A 14,417-nucleotide genomic window follows, 5' to 3' on the forward strand; every position below is an offset into this window, starting at 1 on the left:
CACCGCGGGTCCTACCGCAGCTCGGTCCAGTAGCTGGTCGCCATGCGGTCCGGGCGGCGGCGCAGCGGGTCGCCCAGCAGGCGGGCCACCAGGGCGACCGGCGTCACGACGAACAGGTAGACCACCAGCAGCAGCACCGAGACGACGGCGCGGCGCAGCACGGCCATTTCCCCTCCCGGGAATTCAGTCCAGCGGAATCTCGCGACGCCAGTCGCCCTCTTCGCGCCACTCCGGCTGCTCCTCCTTGAGCAGCAGGAAGTCCCCGATGGCGAGAGCGTCGATGTCGGTGCGCATGAAGCACCGGTAGGCGTCCTCCGGGGTGGCCACGATGGGTTCGCCGCGGACGTTGAACGAGGTGTTGACCAGCACCGGGCAGCCGGTGCGGTCCTTGAAGTCGGTCAGCAGCCGGTGCAGGCGGGCGTCGGCGTCCGCGGTGACGGTCTGCACCCGCGCGGAGTGGTCGACGTGGGTCACCGCCGGGATCGTCGACCGCCTGACCTTGAGCAGGTCCAGGCCGCGCGCGTCGGCGGTGTCCGGCACGGGCAGCCGCCTGGCCTCGGCGACGGGCGCGACCACGAGCATGTACGGGCTCGACCCGCGCAGGTCGAAGTAGTCGGTCACGTCCTCGGCGAGCACGATCGGCGCGAACGGCCGGAACGACTCCCGGAACTTGATCTTCAGGTTCATCGCCGACTGCATCTCCGCGTTGCGGGCGTCGCCGAGGATGGAGCGCGACCCCAGCGCGCGCGGCCCGAACTCCATGCGCCCCTGGAACCAGCCGACCACGCCGCCGTCCGCGAGCAGCCGGGCGACCTCGGCGGACAGCTCGTCCTCACCCAGCTCCCGGTACGGCAGGCCGTGCGCGTCCAGGTAGGCGCGGATCCGCTCGGTGCCGTAGCCGGGGCCCAGCCGGGCGCCGCGCATCGCGTCCCGGCCCGTGCCGACGTGCCCGCGCGGCGGGTCCGCGGCCAGCAGCGCCGCGCCCAGCGCTCCCCCGGCGTCGCCCGCCGCGGGCTGCACCCACACCTCGTCGAACAGCTCCCGCGCGACGATCTTCCCGTTGGCCACGCAGTTCAGCGCGACCCCGCCGGCCAGGCACAGGTTCGCCTCGCCGGTGCGCTCCCGCGCGGCCGTTGCCAGGCCGAGCATGATCTCCTCGGTCACCTGCTGCACCGACGCGGCCAGGTCGAACTCGCGCTCGGTGAGCGGTCCCTCGGGCTCCCGGCGCGGCCCGCCGAACAGCTCCTCGAACGCCCGCCCGGTCATCACCCGACCGCGCAGGAACTCGAACATCGCGGTGTCCAGCCGGAACGACCCGTCGGGCTTGACGTCGACCAGCCGCTCCCGGATCAGCGGCGCGTAGGTCGGCCTGCCGTAGGGGGCCAGGCCCATCAGCTTGTACTCGCCGGAGTCGACCTTGAAGCCGCAGAAGTAGGTGAACGCCGAGTACAGCATGCCCAGCGAGTGCGGGAACCTCAGCTCCGCCACCGGTTCCAGGCGACTGCCGCGGCCGTGCCAGATCGTCGTGGTCGCCCACTCGCCGACGCCGTCCACGCACAGCACGGCCGCCGACTCGAACGGGCTGGGCAGGAACGCGGACGCGGCGTGCGACTCGTGGTGCCGGAAGCACCGCACCGGCGGCGGCGCGCCCAGGTCCAGGTCGCGCAACCGCTCGCGCACCTCGTGCCCGGCCCGCGCCTTCCACGCCAGCCAGCCCGGCACGACGTCGCGGAAGGCCCGCCACGCCGAGGGCGCGGTGGCCACGAACGTGGACACCACCCGGCGCAGCTTCAGCCGCGGGTCCTCGTAGTAGGCGATGGCGTCGAGGTCGTCGAGCTTGGCGCCCGCCTCCTCCAGGCAGTAGCGGACGGCCAGGTCCGGGAACCCGGCGTCGTGCCTGCGCCTGCTGAACCGCTCCTGCTGCGCGGCGGCCACGACGCCGCCCGCGTCGACCAGCGCCGCCGCGCTGTCGTGGTAGAAGGCGGAGATGCCGAGAGCTGTGGTCACCACGGCTCCTCACCGTCGGGCGTACCGTGCGGTACGGGACTTCAGGGTGCTGTAGAGGGTCGCCGCGACGCCCTCCGGCGGGTTGAGCGACCGGTAGCCGACGCGGATGCGCCGCCACACCCCGTCGTCGGCCCGGGGCTGCTCGGCCAGGTAGCTGTCGATGGCGTCCACCGCCCACGCGGAGTGCCCGGTGGAGACGTTGTCGATGGTGTTGTGCAGGTCCACGAACTGGGTGCTGAACCCGTGGTGCAGCAGGGCGAGCCGCGCGTCGCGGTAGCTGCCGCCGACCCCGGACAGCTCCATGGCCAGGTTCAGGCCCAGGATCTCGGGCGCGAACGTGCGCGGGAACCGGGAGACGCACAGCCAGTACACCGGCAGCTCGAACGACTCGTCGTGGAAGCCGGGGTGGGCGCTGAACGCCGGCGAGTCGGTCGGCGGGAGGTCGACGCCCATCTGGCGGACCAGGTCGCGGTAGATCTTCGGGTGGTTCAGCTCCCACACGCCGTTGCCCAGCTCGTCCCAGTAGGTCTGGAACAGGAAGTGGCCGGCCGCGGAGCTGCCCAGCTGGTGGTCGGTGAACCCCTGGAGCCAGCCGCCGTCGATCATGATGAGCGGGGCGAGCTGGAGGGTCGACTCGACCAGTTCCTCGCGCGTGGGCAGGCGTGGTTCGGTCGCGTCGTGCTCGGCGGCGTGCCGGTCGTGCTCGGCGGCGAGCCAGCCGCGCAGGCCGGTCTCGGGGTCCCAGCGGGGTGGGAGCTGCCGGGGGGCGCGGTCGAGGTGGTAGGCGGAGCGGGTCAGCCAGCGGGTCGCGTAGTCGTGCGCGAACCGGCGCAGGCCGGGCGGTTCGGCGCGGCTGAGCAGGGCGCGGTACGCCTCCCTGGCCGAGGGACGACCGAAGTCGTCGCTCGCACCGGCACTAAACGCAACACCAGTCGCAGAGCCGGTATCAAACGCAACACCAGTCGCAGAGCCGGTATCAAACGCAACACCAGTCGCAGAGCCGGCGCCGGCACCCGCGCCAAACGCAACACCGGTCGCAGAGCCGGCGCCGGCACCCGCGCCAAACGCAACACCAGTCGCAGACCCGGCACCGGCCCCGTCCCCGGCGCCCGTCCCCGCGTCCGACCGCCCGGGCGCCCCGTCCGGCCGGTACCAGGACCGCTGCGCCCGGTGCAGCCGCTCGTGCCCGGCCCCACCCGGCGTCTCGCCGTCCGGCGCCAACCCGGCGATCCACCGCCGCAGCACCGCGACCTCGTCATCGGTGAACACCCGGAACATCCGCCCGCGCTCCCCGATCAGCCCGCGCAGCAGCGGGCTCCGGTCGGGCTGCCCGGGCCGGACCAGGGTGCTCCGCGCCAGCGCGCCGAGGAACGCGCCCGGCCCCGCGTCGACGTCGGCGAACCACTCGGCGAGCGGCCTGCCCTCCAGCGGGAAGTCGGCGTGGTAGACGGCCGCCTGCCTGGCCCGCGACCAGATCAGCCGCCACACGTCGTAGTCGGGGTGGGTGGCCAGGTCCGTCTCCCGCAGCAGCGCGTCGCACCACAGCCGCAGCTCGTGCCCGGCCCAGCGGAACCCGTGCCGCAACCGGTCGCCCTCGCCGACCTCCAGCACCGCCTCGGCGGCGGCCCGGGACAGCTCCAGCCCGGTGCGCGGGTCGCCGTGCCGGGCCGCGCCGAGGTCGAGGGTGTCGACGGGCACGCCCAGCACCGCCGGGTCGAGCCCGGCGAGCGGCGGTGGCAGGCCGACCGCGCGCAGGCACAGGTCCGCGCCCAGCAGCTCGGGCCGGAACTCCTCCGGCAGGCGGCTCATGGCCAGCAGCAGGCCCGGGAAGCGGAAGGCGGAGTTCTCCACCTGGTCGCTGCCCGCCAGCCGCACGCCCGGTGCCTCGTCGAGCAGGCGGTGGGCGCGCAGCACCGCCCGGTAGTCGCTGCCGCGGTCCGCGTGCGGGTAGCCGACGCCGATGTCCTGCGCGTAGAGAGACAGTACGCGCAGGACCAGCTCCGACTCGGCGTTGCCCGCGCCGGACAGCCACTGCAGCCACGCGCCCGCGGACAGCGCCAGCGGCGCGCAGTTGTTCAGCACGCGGTCGCGCGCCGAACCCCGGTCCGGGCCGGCCAGGACCTCGCGGAACCGCCGGCCCTCCTCCTCGGCCCAGGCACGGGCCCCGGCCACCAGGGCCGGGATCTCCTCCTCACCGCCGGGGTCGACCTCGGCGAGCGCCGCCCGCACGCGCGGCAGCTCGTCCGCGCGGGGCGACGGGCACTCGGGGTCGAGCGCCCTGAGGTAGGTGGTGCGGTACTCCGAGCCCGACACGGCTGCCCCCCTGCCACCGATCGATCAGAACATCGGGTAGATCGAGTTGTCGTTGCGGCGCTTGCGCTTGCGCCGCCGGAAGAACTGCACGATCCTGCGGAACATCAGCCGACCCCCTCCAGTTCGCGGTCGCCGCCGAGGCCGAGCCCGGTCCGCAGCGCCTCGGCGACCACGCGGTTGCCCTCGTCGTTGAGGTGCACCAGGTCGACGAAGAACCACTCGTCGCCGGACACCGCCGGGTTGGCGTCGAAGAAGGACACCGACCGCTGCGCGCACACCTCGGCCAGGCGGTCGCGGTAGGCCGCGTGCACGGCCGGGTCGAGGATCGGCCGGAACAGGTCCCAGACCGCCGCCATCTTCCGGTCGGCGTCGTCGATCAGCGCCCGCTCCTCCGGCGAGCGCCGCTTGCCCGTCCACAGCGCGGTCGGCTGGAGCACGAAGTGCACCCGGGCACCGGTGGGCGCGGCCAGCTCCAGCAGGCGGTCCAGGTCGCGGGCGCACTGGGCGACCGCCGTGTCGACGCGCTCCTCCGGCGTGGGCGTCCTCGGCTCCTCCGGCTCGGCCGCGCCGGAGGACAGGCCGATGCGCTGCGCGAGCCTGCCCAGCGCCCACTTGGGCTGGCGCAGCTGCTGGCCGGCCTCGGGCACGCCGAGCTGGCTGAAGAACTCGCCGGAGAAGAAGAACTGGCCGTAGTCGGCGCGGGCGTCGGGCAGGCCGGCGACCACCAGGTCGTTGAGGCCGGAGAACACGATGATGTCGCGCACCCGCGGCAACTGGTGCCGGTGCAGCATGAACAGCACCAGCTCCTGGGTGGAGTTGAACGCGGGCGCGCCGAGGTTGAGCCACGGCACCCGCTCGCCGCGCGACAGCGCCGAGGTGATGGTGTGCTCGTCGGCGGTCGCGCCGAAGCCGAACGCGGGCGAGCCGCCGAGCAGCACGTTCACCTCGCCGTCGGGGCGGTTCTCCAGCAGCGAGCACGGCCCGTCGGGGCCGAGGCCGAGGCGGAACCCGCCCGCGTCGGTGTTGACCACCGGTGAGCGGTAGCCGGTCCGGTTGAAGAACACCAGGTACGGCAGCCACCGCACGTCACCGGCGGCGAAGTCCTCGTACTGCTTCATCTGCGGGGCGAGATCAGCCTGGTCCACCGCGTCCCCCTTCGACGGTGTCGTGTCGTCCGGCCGCGTCCCTGCGGCTGTTCGGACCGCCAGGAGCTAACCACCGGGACGTCCGGTTCGTCCGCCTCCCCGCTACGGTGCCCCTGCCCGGGGGACGCGGCGGCGCGACGACCCGGGATCAAGGTGCCTGACCAGGGACGACGCACCGGGGAGGTGAGCACTCCTCGTCGAACGGGTCGAGCCGGTACCACGGGTGCACGCTTCGGACCACCGCAGTCGGTCCGCAGTGGACGGTAGGGGGACCGGCGGTTCTAGGGGTCGGCCAGGGGTTGCGGGGACGCGGCGGGCGAACCGGTCACCCGCCGCACCCGCTCACTCCACAACGGACAGCACGCGGGGCGGAACCCCCAGCGGTCCCGTGGTGGCCGGCAGGCGCCGCCAGCCGCCCGCCTCGGCCTTCCCGACCAGCACCGGGTCCTCGCCCACCACGACCGGGTTGCCGACCGCCTCCAGCATCCCCAGGTCCGACTGGTGGTCGCCGTAGGCGTAGCAGTCGGCCGGGTCCACGCCCAGCTCGGCCATCCTGGCCCGCACGGCGGCGGTCTTGTTCTCCCCGATCATGGGCACCGCGATCGCGCCGGTGTACCGGCCGTCCGGCCCGACCTCGGGGTCGCCGCACAGCGCCTCGTCCGCGCCCACGTCCGCCATCAGCGGGCCCAGCACCGGCAGGAACGAGCCGCTGACCAGCACCACCCGGTTGCCCGCCGCGCGGTGCGCCGCCACGGCCGCGACCGTCGCGGTGAGGAAGCCGTCGGGCCGCCGCCGGTAGGACGCGTACCAGTCCTCGCCCGCGGCGCGCACGTCGGCGGCCGACGCGCCCGCGTACCGCCGGTAGTAGTGCCGGTTGACCTCGGCGCGGGGCACGCCGGCGTCGGCCAGTTCGCGCACCCCGGCCATGAACGACTCGTACGCCGAGCCGTCGTCGCCCTGGGCCGTCATCCAGTGGCGCAGGAACTCGAACATGCTCTTGACCTTGATGACCGTCTCGTCGACGTCGAAGAACGCGACTGCGGGAGGTGTGGACATACCTCAAGTCCACCACTCCAGCGGCCATCAGGCAACTAAGAGAGATAAGAAGGCTGATAAGAGATCTGATGACCCCGGCCCCGGCTCCGAGAGCCCCGCCACCCCGACTCCGCGAGTAGCCGGCACCCGCCCACCCGCCACCCGTCCTGCCGTATAGCTAGGCCGATCGAGTGAACCATTCGCAACGGAGTGTATTGAGCGGGTCGGGCCGGTAGTCCTGGACCCGGGGAGTGGTCGCACGGGGGACGGCGGGTGCATGGCAGCGGTGGTGAGGCTGCTCGGCGAGGTGGCCGCGGACGTGGGCGGGACGGCGGTCGACCTGGGGCCGGCGCGGCAGCGGTGCGTGGTGGCCGCGCTGGCGGTGGACGCGGGCCGGGTGGTGCCCGTCGAGCGGTTGGTGGAGCGGGTGTGGGGCCTGGCACCGCCCCGGCGGGCGCGGGCCACGCTGCACAGCTACGTGTCCCGGCTGCGGCAGGTCCTGGGCCCGGAGCGGCTGGTGCGGCGGGCGGGCGGCTACCTGCTGGACGCGGACCGCACGACCGTGGACCTGCACCGGTTCCGCGAGCTGTGCGCGCGGGCCCGGGCCGCCGGGGACCAGCGGGCCGAGTCGCTGCTGGTCGAGGCGCTGCGGCTGTGGCGCGGCGACCCGCTGACCGGCCTGGCGGGCGAGTGGGCGGAGACCGCGCGGGACCGGTTGCGCCGCGAGCGGCTGACCGCCGAGAACGACCTGGTCGACGTGCGCCTGCGGGCCGGGCGCGGTGGCGAGCTGGTGGCCGAGCTGTCCGCGCGGGTCGCCGAGCACCCGCTGGACGAGCGCGTGGCGGCGCAGTACCTCCAGGCGCTCTACCGCGCCGGGCGCACGGCCGACGCGCTGGCGCACTACCGGCTGCTGCGGACCCGCCTGGCCGAGGAGTTGGGCACCGACCCAGGCGCCGAGCTGCGGCGGCTGCACCAGCAGGTGCTCGACGCCGACCCGGCGCTGACCGCACCGCGACCGACCGGGACCGCACCCGCGCACACCGCACCCGTCACGCCGGTCCCCCGGCAGCTCCCGCCACCGCCGCCCGGCTTCGTCGGCCGCGCCGACGAGCTGGCCGCGCTCAGCGCGCACCTCGACGGCACCGCGCTCGACGGCACCGCGCCCGGCACGCAGCCCGACCCCGCCGGTCAGCCCTACGGCACCGCGCCGCCGGGCCGAACGGTGGTCATCTCGGCCGTGGCGGGCGCGGGCGGCATCGGCAAGACCTGGCTGGCCCTGCACTGGGCCCACCGCAACGCCCACCGGTTCCCGGACGGCCAGCTGTTCGTGGACCTGCGCGGCTTCAGCCCGGCGGGCACCCCGATGGACCCGTCGACCGCCCTGCGCGGCTTCCTCGACGCCCTCGGCGTGGAACCGCGCTCCGTCCCGACCGACCCGCACGCCCAGGCCGGCCTGTACCGGAGCCTGATGGCCGACCGGCGCATCCTCGTCGTGGCCGACAACGCGCGCGACAACGAGCAGGTGGTCCCGCTGCTGCCGGGCAGCCCGACCTGCACCGTCCTGGTCACCAGCCGGCAGCGGCTCACCGGCCTGGTCAGCGGCCACGGCGCGCGGCTGGTGCGGGTGGACGTGCTCTCCGACGACGAGGCGCGCCAGGTCCTGGTGAACCGGCTGGGCGCGGAGCGGGTCGCGGCCGAGCCGGAGGCGGTGGCCGAGCTGCTGCTGTGCTGCAAGGGGTTTCCGCTGGCGCTGGGCGTGGTGGTCGGCCGCGCGGTGGCGCACCCGGAGTTCCCGCTGGCGGCGCTGGCCGAGGAGCTGCGCGAGGCGGTGCTCGACCCGCTGGACGACGACAACCCGCCCGCCGGCCTGCGGGCCGTGCTGTCCTGGTCGGTCCAGGCGCTGGCGGTCGAGCAGGCCCGGGTGCTCGCGCTGCTGGGCCTGGCGCCCGGTCCGGACATCGGCCTGCACGCCGCCGCCGCGCTCGTCGGGCTGCCCGGGTCCGGCACCCGGTCGGTCCTGCGGGCCCTGGAGAACCTGCACCTGGTCGAGCAGCACAGCCCGGCGCGCTGGCGCATGCACGACCTGGTCAAGACCTACGCCGCCGAGCAGGCCCACCGCGAGCTGCCCGAGGCCGACCGGGCCCGCGCGCTGGCCCGGCTGGTCGACCACCACCTGCACACCGCGCACGCCGCCGACCGGCTGCTGCACCCGTACCGGCCGCCGATCCGGCTGCCCGCGCCCCACCCCGGCAGCCGCCCCCGCGACCCGGGCACCGCCGGCGCCGCGCTGGACTGGTTCACCGCCGAGCGGCACAACCTGCTGGCGCTGGTCCGCGAACCGCCCGCGCCCGGCACCGCCGGCCCGGTCTGGCGGCTCGCCTGGGCGCTGGACACGTTCCTGTACCGGCAGGGGCACCTCGACGACGCGGTGGAGGTGTGGCGGGCCGGGCTGGCCGACGCCGAGCGGTACGGAGACCCGGCCGTGCGGACCCTGGCCCACCGCCTGCTGGGCGCCGCGCTGACCTACGCCGACCGGCTCGACCCGGCCGCCGCGCACCTGACCGCCGCCCTGGCGCTGGCCGAGGGCACCGGCGACCTCCTCGCCCAGGCCCACACCCACCGCTCGCTCGCGCAGGTCGCCGAGCGGCAGGGCCGGGGGCGGGACGCGGTGGAGCACGCCACCCGCGCCCTGGGGCTGTACCGGGGCCTGGGCCTGTCGGAGCTGGAGGCGCTGGCGCTCAACGCGGTCGGCTGGTACCTGGCCCGGGTGGGCGACCACGAGCGGGCGCGCGCCCACTGCGAGGCCGCCCTGGAGCTGGCGCGGGGCCGCCACCACGAGGTCGAGGCCGCCGCGCTGGACAGCCTGGCCTACATCGCGCACCGCACCGGCGGGCACGACGTGGCCGTGGAGCACTACCGGCACGCCATCGCCCTGTTCCGCCTCCAGGGCGACGTGCACAGCGAGAGCGGCACCCTCGAACGCCTGGGCCGCGCCTACCGGGCCCTGGGCCGGACCGACGAGGCCCGCCGGGCGTGGCGGCGGGCGGTCGAGCTGTACCGGGCCCAGCACCGCGCCGAGGAGGCCCGCGCGGTGGTGGCGCTGCTGCACGAGCTGGACCGGGACACGTGAGGTGGCAACGGCTTTCGCCTGATTGGTCGGTAGACCGGGCGTGGTGGCGCGAGGAGACTTCGCCGTGGTTTCCGGGCGTTCGACGGTGGGAGGGGCCTGGGATGCAGAAGCCTCAACGGCTCGCGCTGGCAGCGGCGCTGGCCGCGGCACTGGGCATGACCGCGGTGGTCACGGCCCAGGCCCGCTCGGCCGCCGCGGACGGCGGTCACCAGGTGGTGGCGCCGCACCAGCTCACGACCGTCCCGCCATCGCCGTCGGACCCGAAACCCGGCAGCTGAGCGCCGGTCGGCCGGGCACCGGGCCGACCGATCCCGAGCCGGCGCGGCGGGCGCCGAGCCGGACCGACCGACCCCCAGCCGGCTCGGCACCGACCGGCGAACACCAGCCGGCGAACACCGACCGGCGAACACCAGCGCGGCTCCGCCCCCGTCCCCCTGCCGACGAGCCCGGATCAGCCCAGCACCCGGTCCAGGAACCGCGCCAGGTTGCCCGCGGTCCGCTCGACCTTCTCCTCCAGCGGGATCGACTCGTGCAGCCGCCCGCCGGGCCCCACCGGCTTGCGCCCCCGCACGTAGAGCGAGCAGGCCAGGTCCGCGCACAGGTAGGACCCGACCGAGTCGCCCTGCTGCCCTCCCCGACCGGCCTTGCGCGCGGTCATCAGCAGTACGCCACCACCCTCGTGCGTGGTCAGGCACAGCGAGCACATGGTGCGCCGCAGGTGCCCGGCCTGGCTCGCCCGCCGCAGGGCGATCCCGACCAACCGGTCCCCGACCTCGGCAACCAGGTAGGAGCGCTCCGGCGCCGAGGGGTCCCACCACCCCAGGAAGTCCAGGTCGTCCCACGGCCGGTCGGCCAGGTCCCTCGGCACGCTCAGGCGCTTGGCCTCCCCCTTGCTGCAGTTGACGAACGACGCGCGGATGTCGCGTTCGGTGAGCGGTTTCATGGTTGGCACGCTAAGCTTCCTAGGACGTCTAGGCAAATGCTTAACACCCCTAGGCCCAGCGAAGGAGGCGCATGTCACGCGCGGGGTTGACCGCCGAACGGCTGACCGAGGGCGCGGCCGAACTCGCGGACGAGATCGGCTTCGACAACGTGACCGTCACCGCGCTGGCGCGGCGGTTCGGCGTCCGGGACGCAAGCCTGTACTCGCACGTCAAGAACGCCCAGGAGCTGCGCACGAGGGTGGCGGCGCTGGCGCTGTCCGAGCTGGCCGACCGGGTGGCCGCCGCCCTGGCCGGGCGCGCGGGCCGGGACGCGCTGGCCGCCTTCGCCGACGCCTACCGGGCCTACGCCAAGCAGCACCCGGGCCGGTACGCCGCCCTCCGGATCCCGCTCGACCCGACCGGGCCGGCGGCCGACGCGGCCCGCCGGCACTCGGAGCTGACCAGGGCGCTGCTGCGCGAGTACCGGCTGGCCGAGGACGACGAGACCGACGCGGTGCGGATGCTGCACGGCTTCTGCCACGGCTACGTGAGCCTGGAGAAGTCGGGCGGGTTCGACCACCACCCGCGCCACGTCGACGACTCGTGGGCCCGGTCGGTGGCCGCCCTGGACGGCCTGCTGCGCAACTGGCCCGCCTGAGGTCAGGACCCGACCACCGGCGTGTTCTGGCAGGCGGTCAACAACCACTCCCCGTCCTCTCGGGACATCACGTACAGCGGGCTGCCCTCGGACTGGTCGCCGACCGGCTCCCCCGCGGCCGTGGAGTAGCGCTGGCGCACCTTCACGGCCGCGACGTCCGGGCGGATGAACAGCACGTGCACGACCTCGTAGGTCGCCCTGAGGTCCCGCATCGCACCCGGCAGCACCTGCCGGGTGAAGGCCGCGATCTCGTCCCGGCCGGTGAGGCGCTTGCCGTGGGCGGTGGTCCAGATGGCGTCGGACCGGAAGAGGGCGACGAACTCGTCGACCAGCTCGTGCCGCTGCGCGTGCTCGACCCGGGCCACGACCTGCTTGATCGCCTCGACGTCCGCGTTCTGCTCGGTGTTCACGGGTACCAGCCTCGTACCTCGATCTTGGTCGAGGTCAACCGCCGGTGACCCGGCGCACCTCCTCCACGGCCGCCCTGAAACCCGCGAGGGCTTCGCGGTGGAAGCGCGGCCCGTAGGACACCCTGGCCACGCCCACCTCCCGCAGCGCGGCCAGGTCCAGGCGGTCGCCGGTGTTGCCGTTGACCGGGCCGGGCAGCTCGGCCACGAGGGTGGCGATCACGTCCCGGTCGCGCACGCCGATCGGGTAGACGCAGTCGGCGCCCGCCTCCAGGTAGAGCCGCCCCCGCCGCACCGCCTCGGCGACCCGCTCGCCCTCGGGCACCCCGGAGGCGGGCAGGAAGGTGTCGACGCGGGCGTTGACCACGACCGGGACCCCGGCGGCGACCGCGGCGGACCGGACGTCGGCCAGCCGGCGCGCCTGCGCGCCCGCGTCGACCAGGCCGCCGGCGCGGTGGTCGGTGTCCTCCAGGTTGCAGCCGACCGCGCCGACCTCCAGCAGCCGGTCCACCAGCTCCCGGGCGGGCAGCCCGTAACCCGCCTCGGCGTCCACGGTGACCGGGACGGGCACCGCCCGGGCGATCCGCCCCGCCGCGGCGAACATCTCCCGCCACGGCGCGCCCTCCCCGTCGGGGTGGCCGAGCACCGCCGAGACGGCGGCGCTGGCCGTGGCGACCGCGGGGAACCCCGCCTCGGCCACGATGGCCGCGCTGGCGGCGTCCCACGCGTTGGGCAGCACGAGCATCTCCCCGCGGTGCAGCTCGCGGAGCCTCTCGGCACGGGCCGCCAGCACGGCGAAGTCGACGGTCATCGGTTCCCCCCAAGTCGGACAGCGGTCGGACGGGTGGCGGGCATGCCGAGCGCGCAGAGCACGCCGCCGACCGCGAACGCGGTGACCACGCCCATCGCCGCGGTGAAGCCGCGGCTGAACTGCTCGGCCGACGAGTAGCCCCCGACGGCCGCGAAGACGGCGACCGGGACCGCCACGCCGAACACGCCGCCGAGGATGCGCAGCACCGTGAACGCCCCCGACGCCTGGCCGATCTCCTGCGGCCGCACCGCCCCGACCACCGCCTTCTGCGCCGCGGGCACGGCCGTGGTCAGCCCGGCACCGCCGACGACCAGGGCGGGCAGCACCTCGGCGCTGCCCCAGCCCGCCGCGTTCCCGCGGACCAGGGCCCGGACGACGCCGAACGCGCCCGCGGTCACGCCGACCGGCAGGTTCAGCCAGAAGACCCACTGCCAGGCCAGGCCCTCGGCCACCACGCCGCCGACGAACGGGCCGCTGAACGCGGCCAGCCCGGTGACGCCCGGGTGGAGCCCCATCGCCCGACCCCGCCGCGCCGCCGGGAAGGCCGCGCTGACCAGGGTCAGCGGCAGCACCATCGCGGCGCCCGCGCCCCGCACCGCCCGGGCCGCGATCAGGGCACCGATGCCCGGTGCCGGCGCGCAGGCTGCCGACGCGGCGGTGAACACCACCAGCCCGAGCACGAACACCCGGCGGCGGCCGAACCGGTCACCCAGCGCCGCCCCGGTCGGCGGCAGCACCGCGAACGCCGGGTTGTACGCGTCGACCGTCCACTCCAGCGTCTCCACCGGTGCCGCCGGGTCCTGCCGGATCGTGCTCAACGCCGTGGTCACGACCAGGCTGTCCAGCGGCATCACGAACGACGCCGGCGAGGCCGGCCCCGGCACCCACGCCTGCCCGGGGTTCACCCGCCGTTCCCGTCCCACCCGGCGCGCAGGGACCGGGGCAGCCCGAACACCGCCAGCAGCGAGTTGTCCACGAACCGGGTCAGCGCGGCGACCCGGTCACCGCTCAGGGTCAGCACCAGCACCCCGTGGGCGTGCAGCACCGGCGTGCGCGGGTCGCGCAGGTAGCAGCCGAACGCCGGCTGGCCGTTGGCCCGGGTCGGGACCAGCACGTGCCGGCTGCGCCCGCACAGCGACACCGAGCCCAGGAAGTTCCGCACGTCGGCCAGGCCCCGGTACTCCAGCGGCAGCGGCGGCATGGTCAGCCGCACGTCGTCGGTCAGCAGGGCCACCACCGCGTCGACGTCACCGGCCTGGAAGGCGCGGGTGAAGTCGGCCACCACGCGGCGCTCCCGCGGCGAGCCCGGCAGCGGCGCGCTCTCCCGGTCGGCACCGGGCAGCTCCCGCGCCAGCACGGCCCGCGCCCGCTTCAGCGCGCCGTTCACCGCGTTCTCGGTGGTCTCCAGCACGGCCGCCACCTCGGCGGCCCGGAACCCCAGCACGTCCCGCAGCACCAGCACGACGCGCTGCCGCGGCGGCAGCTCCTGGAGCGCGGCCAGGAACGCCAGCGACACCGACTCGCCCAGCTCGTAGCGCGCCTCGGGGCCGGGCGCGAGGTCGGGGACCTCGTCGAGCAGCACGTCCGGGCAGGGCTCCAGCCAGCTCGGTTCCGCGCGGCGGTGCGACGGCTCGGGCAACGGGACCCCCGGCTGGTGGAGAGCGCGCTCGTGCGGCCGGCGGGCGCCGTCCCGCAGCGCGTTGAGGCAGCGGTTGGTCGCGATCCGGTAGAGCCACGTCCGCACGGACGCGCGCCCCTCGAAGCCGCCGATCCCGCGCCACGCCGCCAGCAGCGTCTCCTGCACCAGGTCCTCGGCGTCCTGCACCGAGCCCAGGACGCGGTAGCAGTGCACCTGCAGCTCGCGCCGGTGCGGTTCGACGAGCCGGCGGAACGCCTCGCCGTCACCGCCCCGCGCCAGCGCCAGCAGCTCCTCGGTCGAGCGCGGCGCGCGCTCCCCGGTCCCTCGCATGTGTCGTCCCCTCGTGTGA

General features: G+C 75.2%; 13 protein-coding genes. 3 read left to right on the plus strand and 10 right to left on the minus strand.

What is annotated here, in order from left to right:
• Window positions 1–11 precede the first annotated feature (11 nt).
• The 5 genes from EKG83_RS47175 to EKG83_RS31435 all read right to left on the minus strand — a co-directional run bounded on the left by EKG83_RS47175 (window position 12) and on the right by EKG83_RS31435 (window position 6,521).
• On the minus strand, window positions 12–167 hold the full coding sequence (locus EKG83_RS47175; protein WP_170191785.1) for a hypothetical protein: 156 nt from the start codon (window positions 165–167) through the stop codon (window positions 12–14).
• Window positions 168–183: 16 nt separating this feature from the next.
• Window positions 184–2,007 carry a carbamoyltransferase family protein gene (locus tag EKG83_RS31415; RefSeq protein ID WP_228122287.1) on the minus strand — a complete coding sequence of 608 codons (1,824 nt, stop codon included), beginning with the start codon at window positions 2,005–2,007 and terminating at the stop codon, window positions 184–186.
• A gap of 9 nt (window positions 2,008–2,016) precedes the next feature.
• A complete protein-coding gene (locus EKG83_RS48495; protein ID WP_228122288.1) occupies window positions 2,017–4,320 on the minus strand; it encodes an iron-containing redox enzyme family protein in 2,304 nt (767 codons plus the stop codon).
• Between the two features lie 104 nt (window positions 4,321–4,424).
• Entirely contained in the window at window positions 4,425–5,465 is a 1,041-nt protein-coding gene (locus EKG83_RS31430; protein WP_228122289.1) for an SGNH/GDSL hydrolase family protein, read from the minus strand.
• A gap of 342 nt (window positions 5,466–5,807) precedes the next feature.
• Window positions 5,808–6,521 (minus strand): HAD family hydrolase, encoded by a 714-nt coding sequence (locus EKG83_RS31435; protein ID WP_051765004.1) that lies wholly within the window; start codon window positions 6,519–6,521, stop codon window positions 5,808–5,810.
• Window positions 6,522–6,777: 256 nt separating this feature from the next.
• Here EKG83_RS31435 and EKG83_RS31440 point away from each other — a divergent pair, with 256 nt between their 5' ends.
• Together EKG83_RS31440 and EKG83_RS31445 are read left to right on the plus strand one after the other, a co-directional pair.
• Window positions 6,778–9,630, plus strand: a complete 2,853-nt coding sequence (locus tag EKG83_RS31440) for an AfsR/SARP family transcriptional regulator (RefSeq protein WP_033429298.1) — start codon at window positions 6,778–6,780, stop codon at window positions 9,628–9,630.
• A gap of 101 nt (window positions 9,631–9,731) precedes the next feature.
• On the plus strand, window positions 9,732–9,908 hold the full coding sequence (locus EKG83_RS31445) for a hypothetical protein (protein WP_153278567.1): 177 nt from the start codon (window positions 9,732–9,734) through the stop codon (window positions 9,906–9,908).
• A gap of 173 nt (window positions 9,909–10,081) precedes the next feature.
• Here the strand turns inward: EKG83_RS31445 and EKG83_RS31450 are convergent, their stop codons facing one another.
• Window positions 10,082–10,573, minus strand: a complete 492-nt coding sequence (locus EKG83_RS31450; RefSeq protein ID WP_033429297.1) for an FBP domain-containing protein — start codon at window positions 10,571–10,573, stop codon at window positions 10,082–10,084.
• A gap of 71 nt (window positions 10,574–10,644) precedes the next feature.
• On the opposite strand from EKG83_RS31450, the gene EKG83_RS31455 reads away from it, so the two are divergent.
• Window positions 10,645–11,211, plus strand: coding sequence for a TetR/AcrR family transcriptional regulator (locus EKG83_RS31455; protein WP_033429296.1), 567 nt, complete (start codon window positions 10,645–10,647; stop codon window positions 11,209–11,211).
• Window positions 11,212–11,213: 2 nt separating this feature from the next.
• Here EKG83_RS31455 and EKG83_RS31460 read toward each other — a convergent pair whose 3' ends face one another.
• The 4 genes from EKG83_RS31460 to EKG83_RS31475 are packed head-to-tail and all read right to left on the minus strand — an operon-like array spanning window position 11,214 to window position 14,398.
• Window positions 11,214–11,621: an SgcJ/EcaC family oxidoreductase gene (locus EKG83_RS31460; protein ID WP_033429295.1), complete on the minus strand. Its 408-nt coding sequence runs from the start codon at window positions 11,619–11,621 to the stop codon at window positions 11,214–11,216.
• 34 nt (window positions 11,622–11,655) lie between these two features.
• Complete coding sequence (locus tag EKG83_RS31465) at window positions 11,656–12,429, minus strand: isocitrate lyase/PEP mutase family protein (RefSeq protein ID WP_033429294.1); 774 nt, start codon at window positions 12,427–12,429, stop codon at window positions 11,656–11,658.
• On the minus strand, window positions 12,426–13,334 hold the full coding sequence (locus tag EKG83_RS31470; RefSeq protein WP_033429293.1) for an MFS transporter: 909 nt from the start codon (window positions 13,332–13,334) through the stop codon (window positions 12,426–12,428). Before EKG83_RS31470 ends, EKG83_RS31465 begins: the two co-directional genes overlap by 4 nt.
• Window positions 13,331–14,398, minus strand: a complete 1,068-nt coding sequence (locus EKG83_RS31475) for a sigma-70 family RNA polymerase sigma factor (protein ID WP_051765002.1) — start codon at window positions 14,396–14,398, stop codon at window positions 13,331–13,333. The genes EKG83_RS31470 and EKG83_RS31475 overlap by 4 nt, the downstream gene beginning before the upstream one ends.
• Window positions 14,399–14,417 lie beyond the last annotated feature (19 nt).

The organism is Saccharothrix syringae (assembly GCF_009498035.1).
Classification (GTDB): domain Bacteria; phylum Actinomycetota; class Actinomycetes; order Mycobacteriales; family Pseudonocardiaceae; genus Actinosynnema; species Actinosynnema syringae.

Coding starts and splice junctions, on each gene's coding strand:
- EKG83_RS47175 (WP_170191785.1), bottom strand. CDS start 167: ATGGCCGTGCTGCGCCGCGCCGTCGTCTCGGTGCTGCTGCTGGTGGTC.
- EKG83_RS31435 (WP_051765004.1), bottom strand. CDS start 6,521: ATGTCCACACCTCCCGCAGTCGCGTTCTTCGACGTCGACGAGACGGTC.
- EKG83_RS31440 (WP_033429298.1), top strand. CDS start 6,778: ATGGCAGCGGTGGTGAGGCTGCTCGGCGAGGTGGCCGCGGACGTGGGC.
- EKG83_RS31445 (WP_153278567.1), top strand. CDS start 9,732: ATGCAGAAGCCTCAACGGCTCGCGCTGGCAGCGGCGCTGGCCGCGGCA.
- EKG83_RS31450 (WP_033429297.1), bottom strand. CDS start 10,573: ATGAAACCGCTCACCGAACGCGACATCCGCGCGTCGTTCGTCAACTGC.
- EKG83_RS31455 (WP_033429296.1), top strand. CDS start 10,645: ATGTCACGCGCGGGGTTGACCGCCGAACGGCTGACCGAGGGCGCGGCC.
- EKG83_RS31465 (WP_033429294.1), bottom strand. CDS start 12,429: ATGACCGTCGACTTCGCCGTGCTGGCGGCCCGTGCCGAGAGGCTCCGC.
- EKG83_RS31475 (WP_051765002.1), bottom strand. CDS start 14,398: ATGCGAGGGACCGGGGAGCGCGCGCCGCGCTCGACCGAGGAGCTGCTG.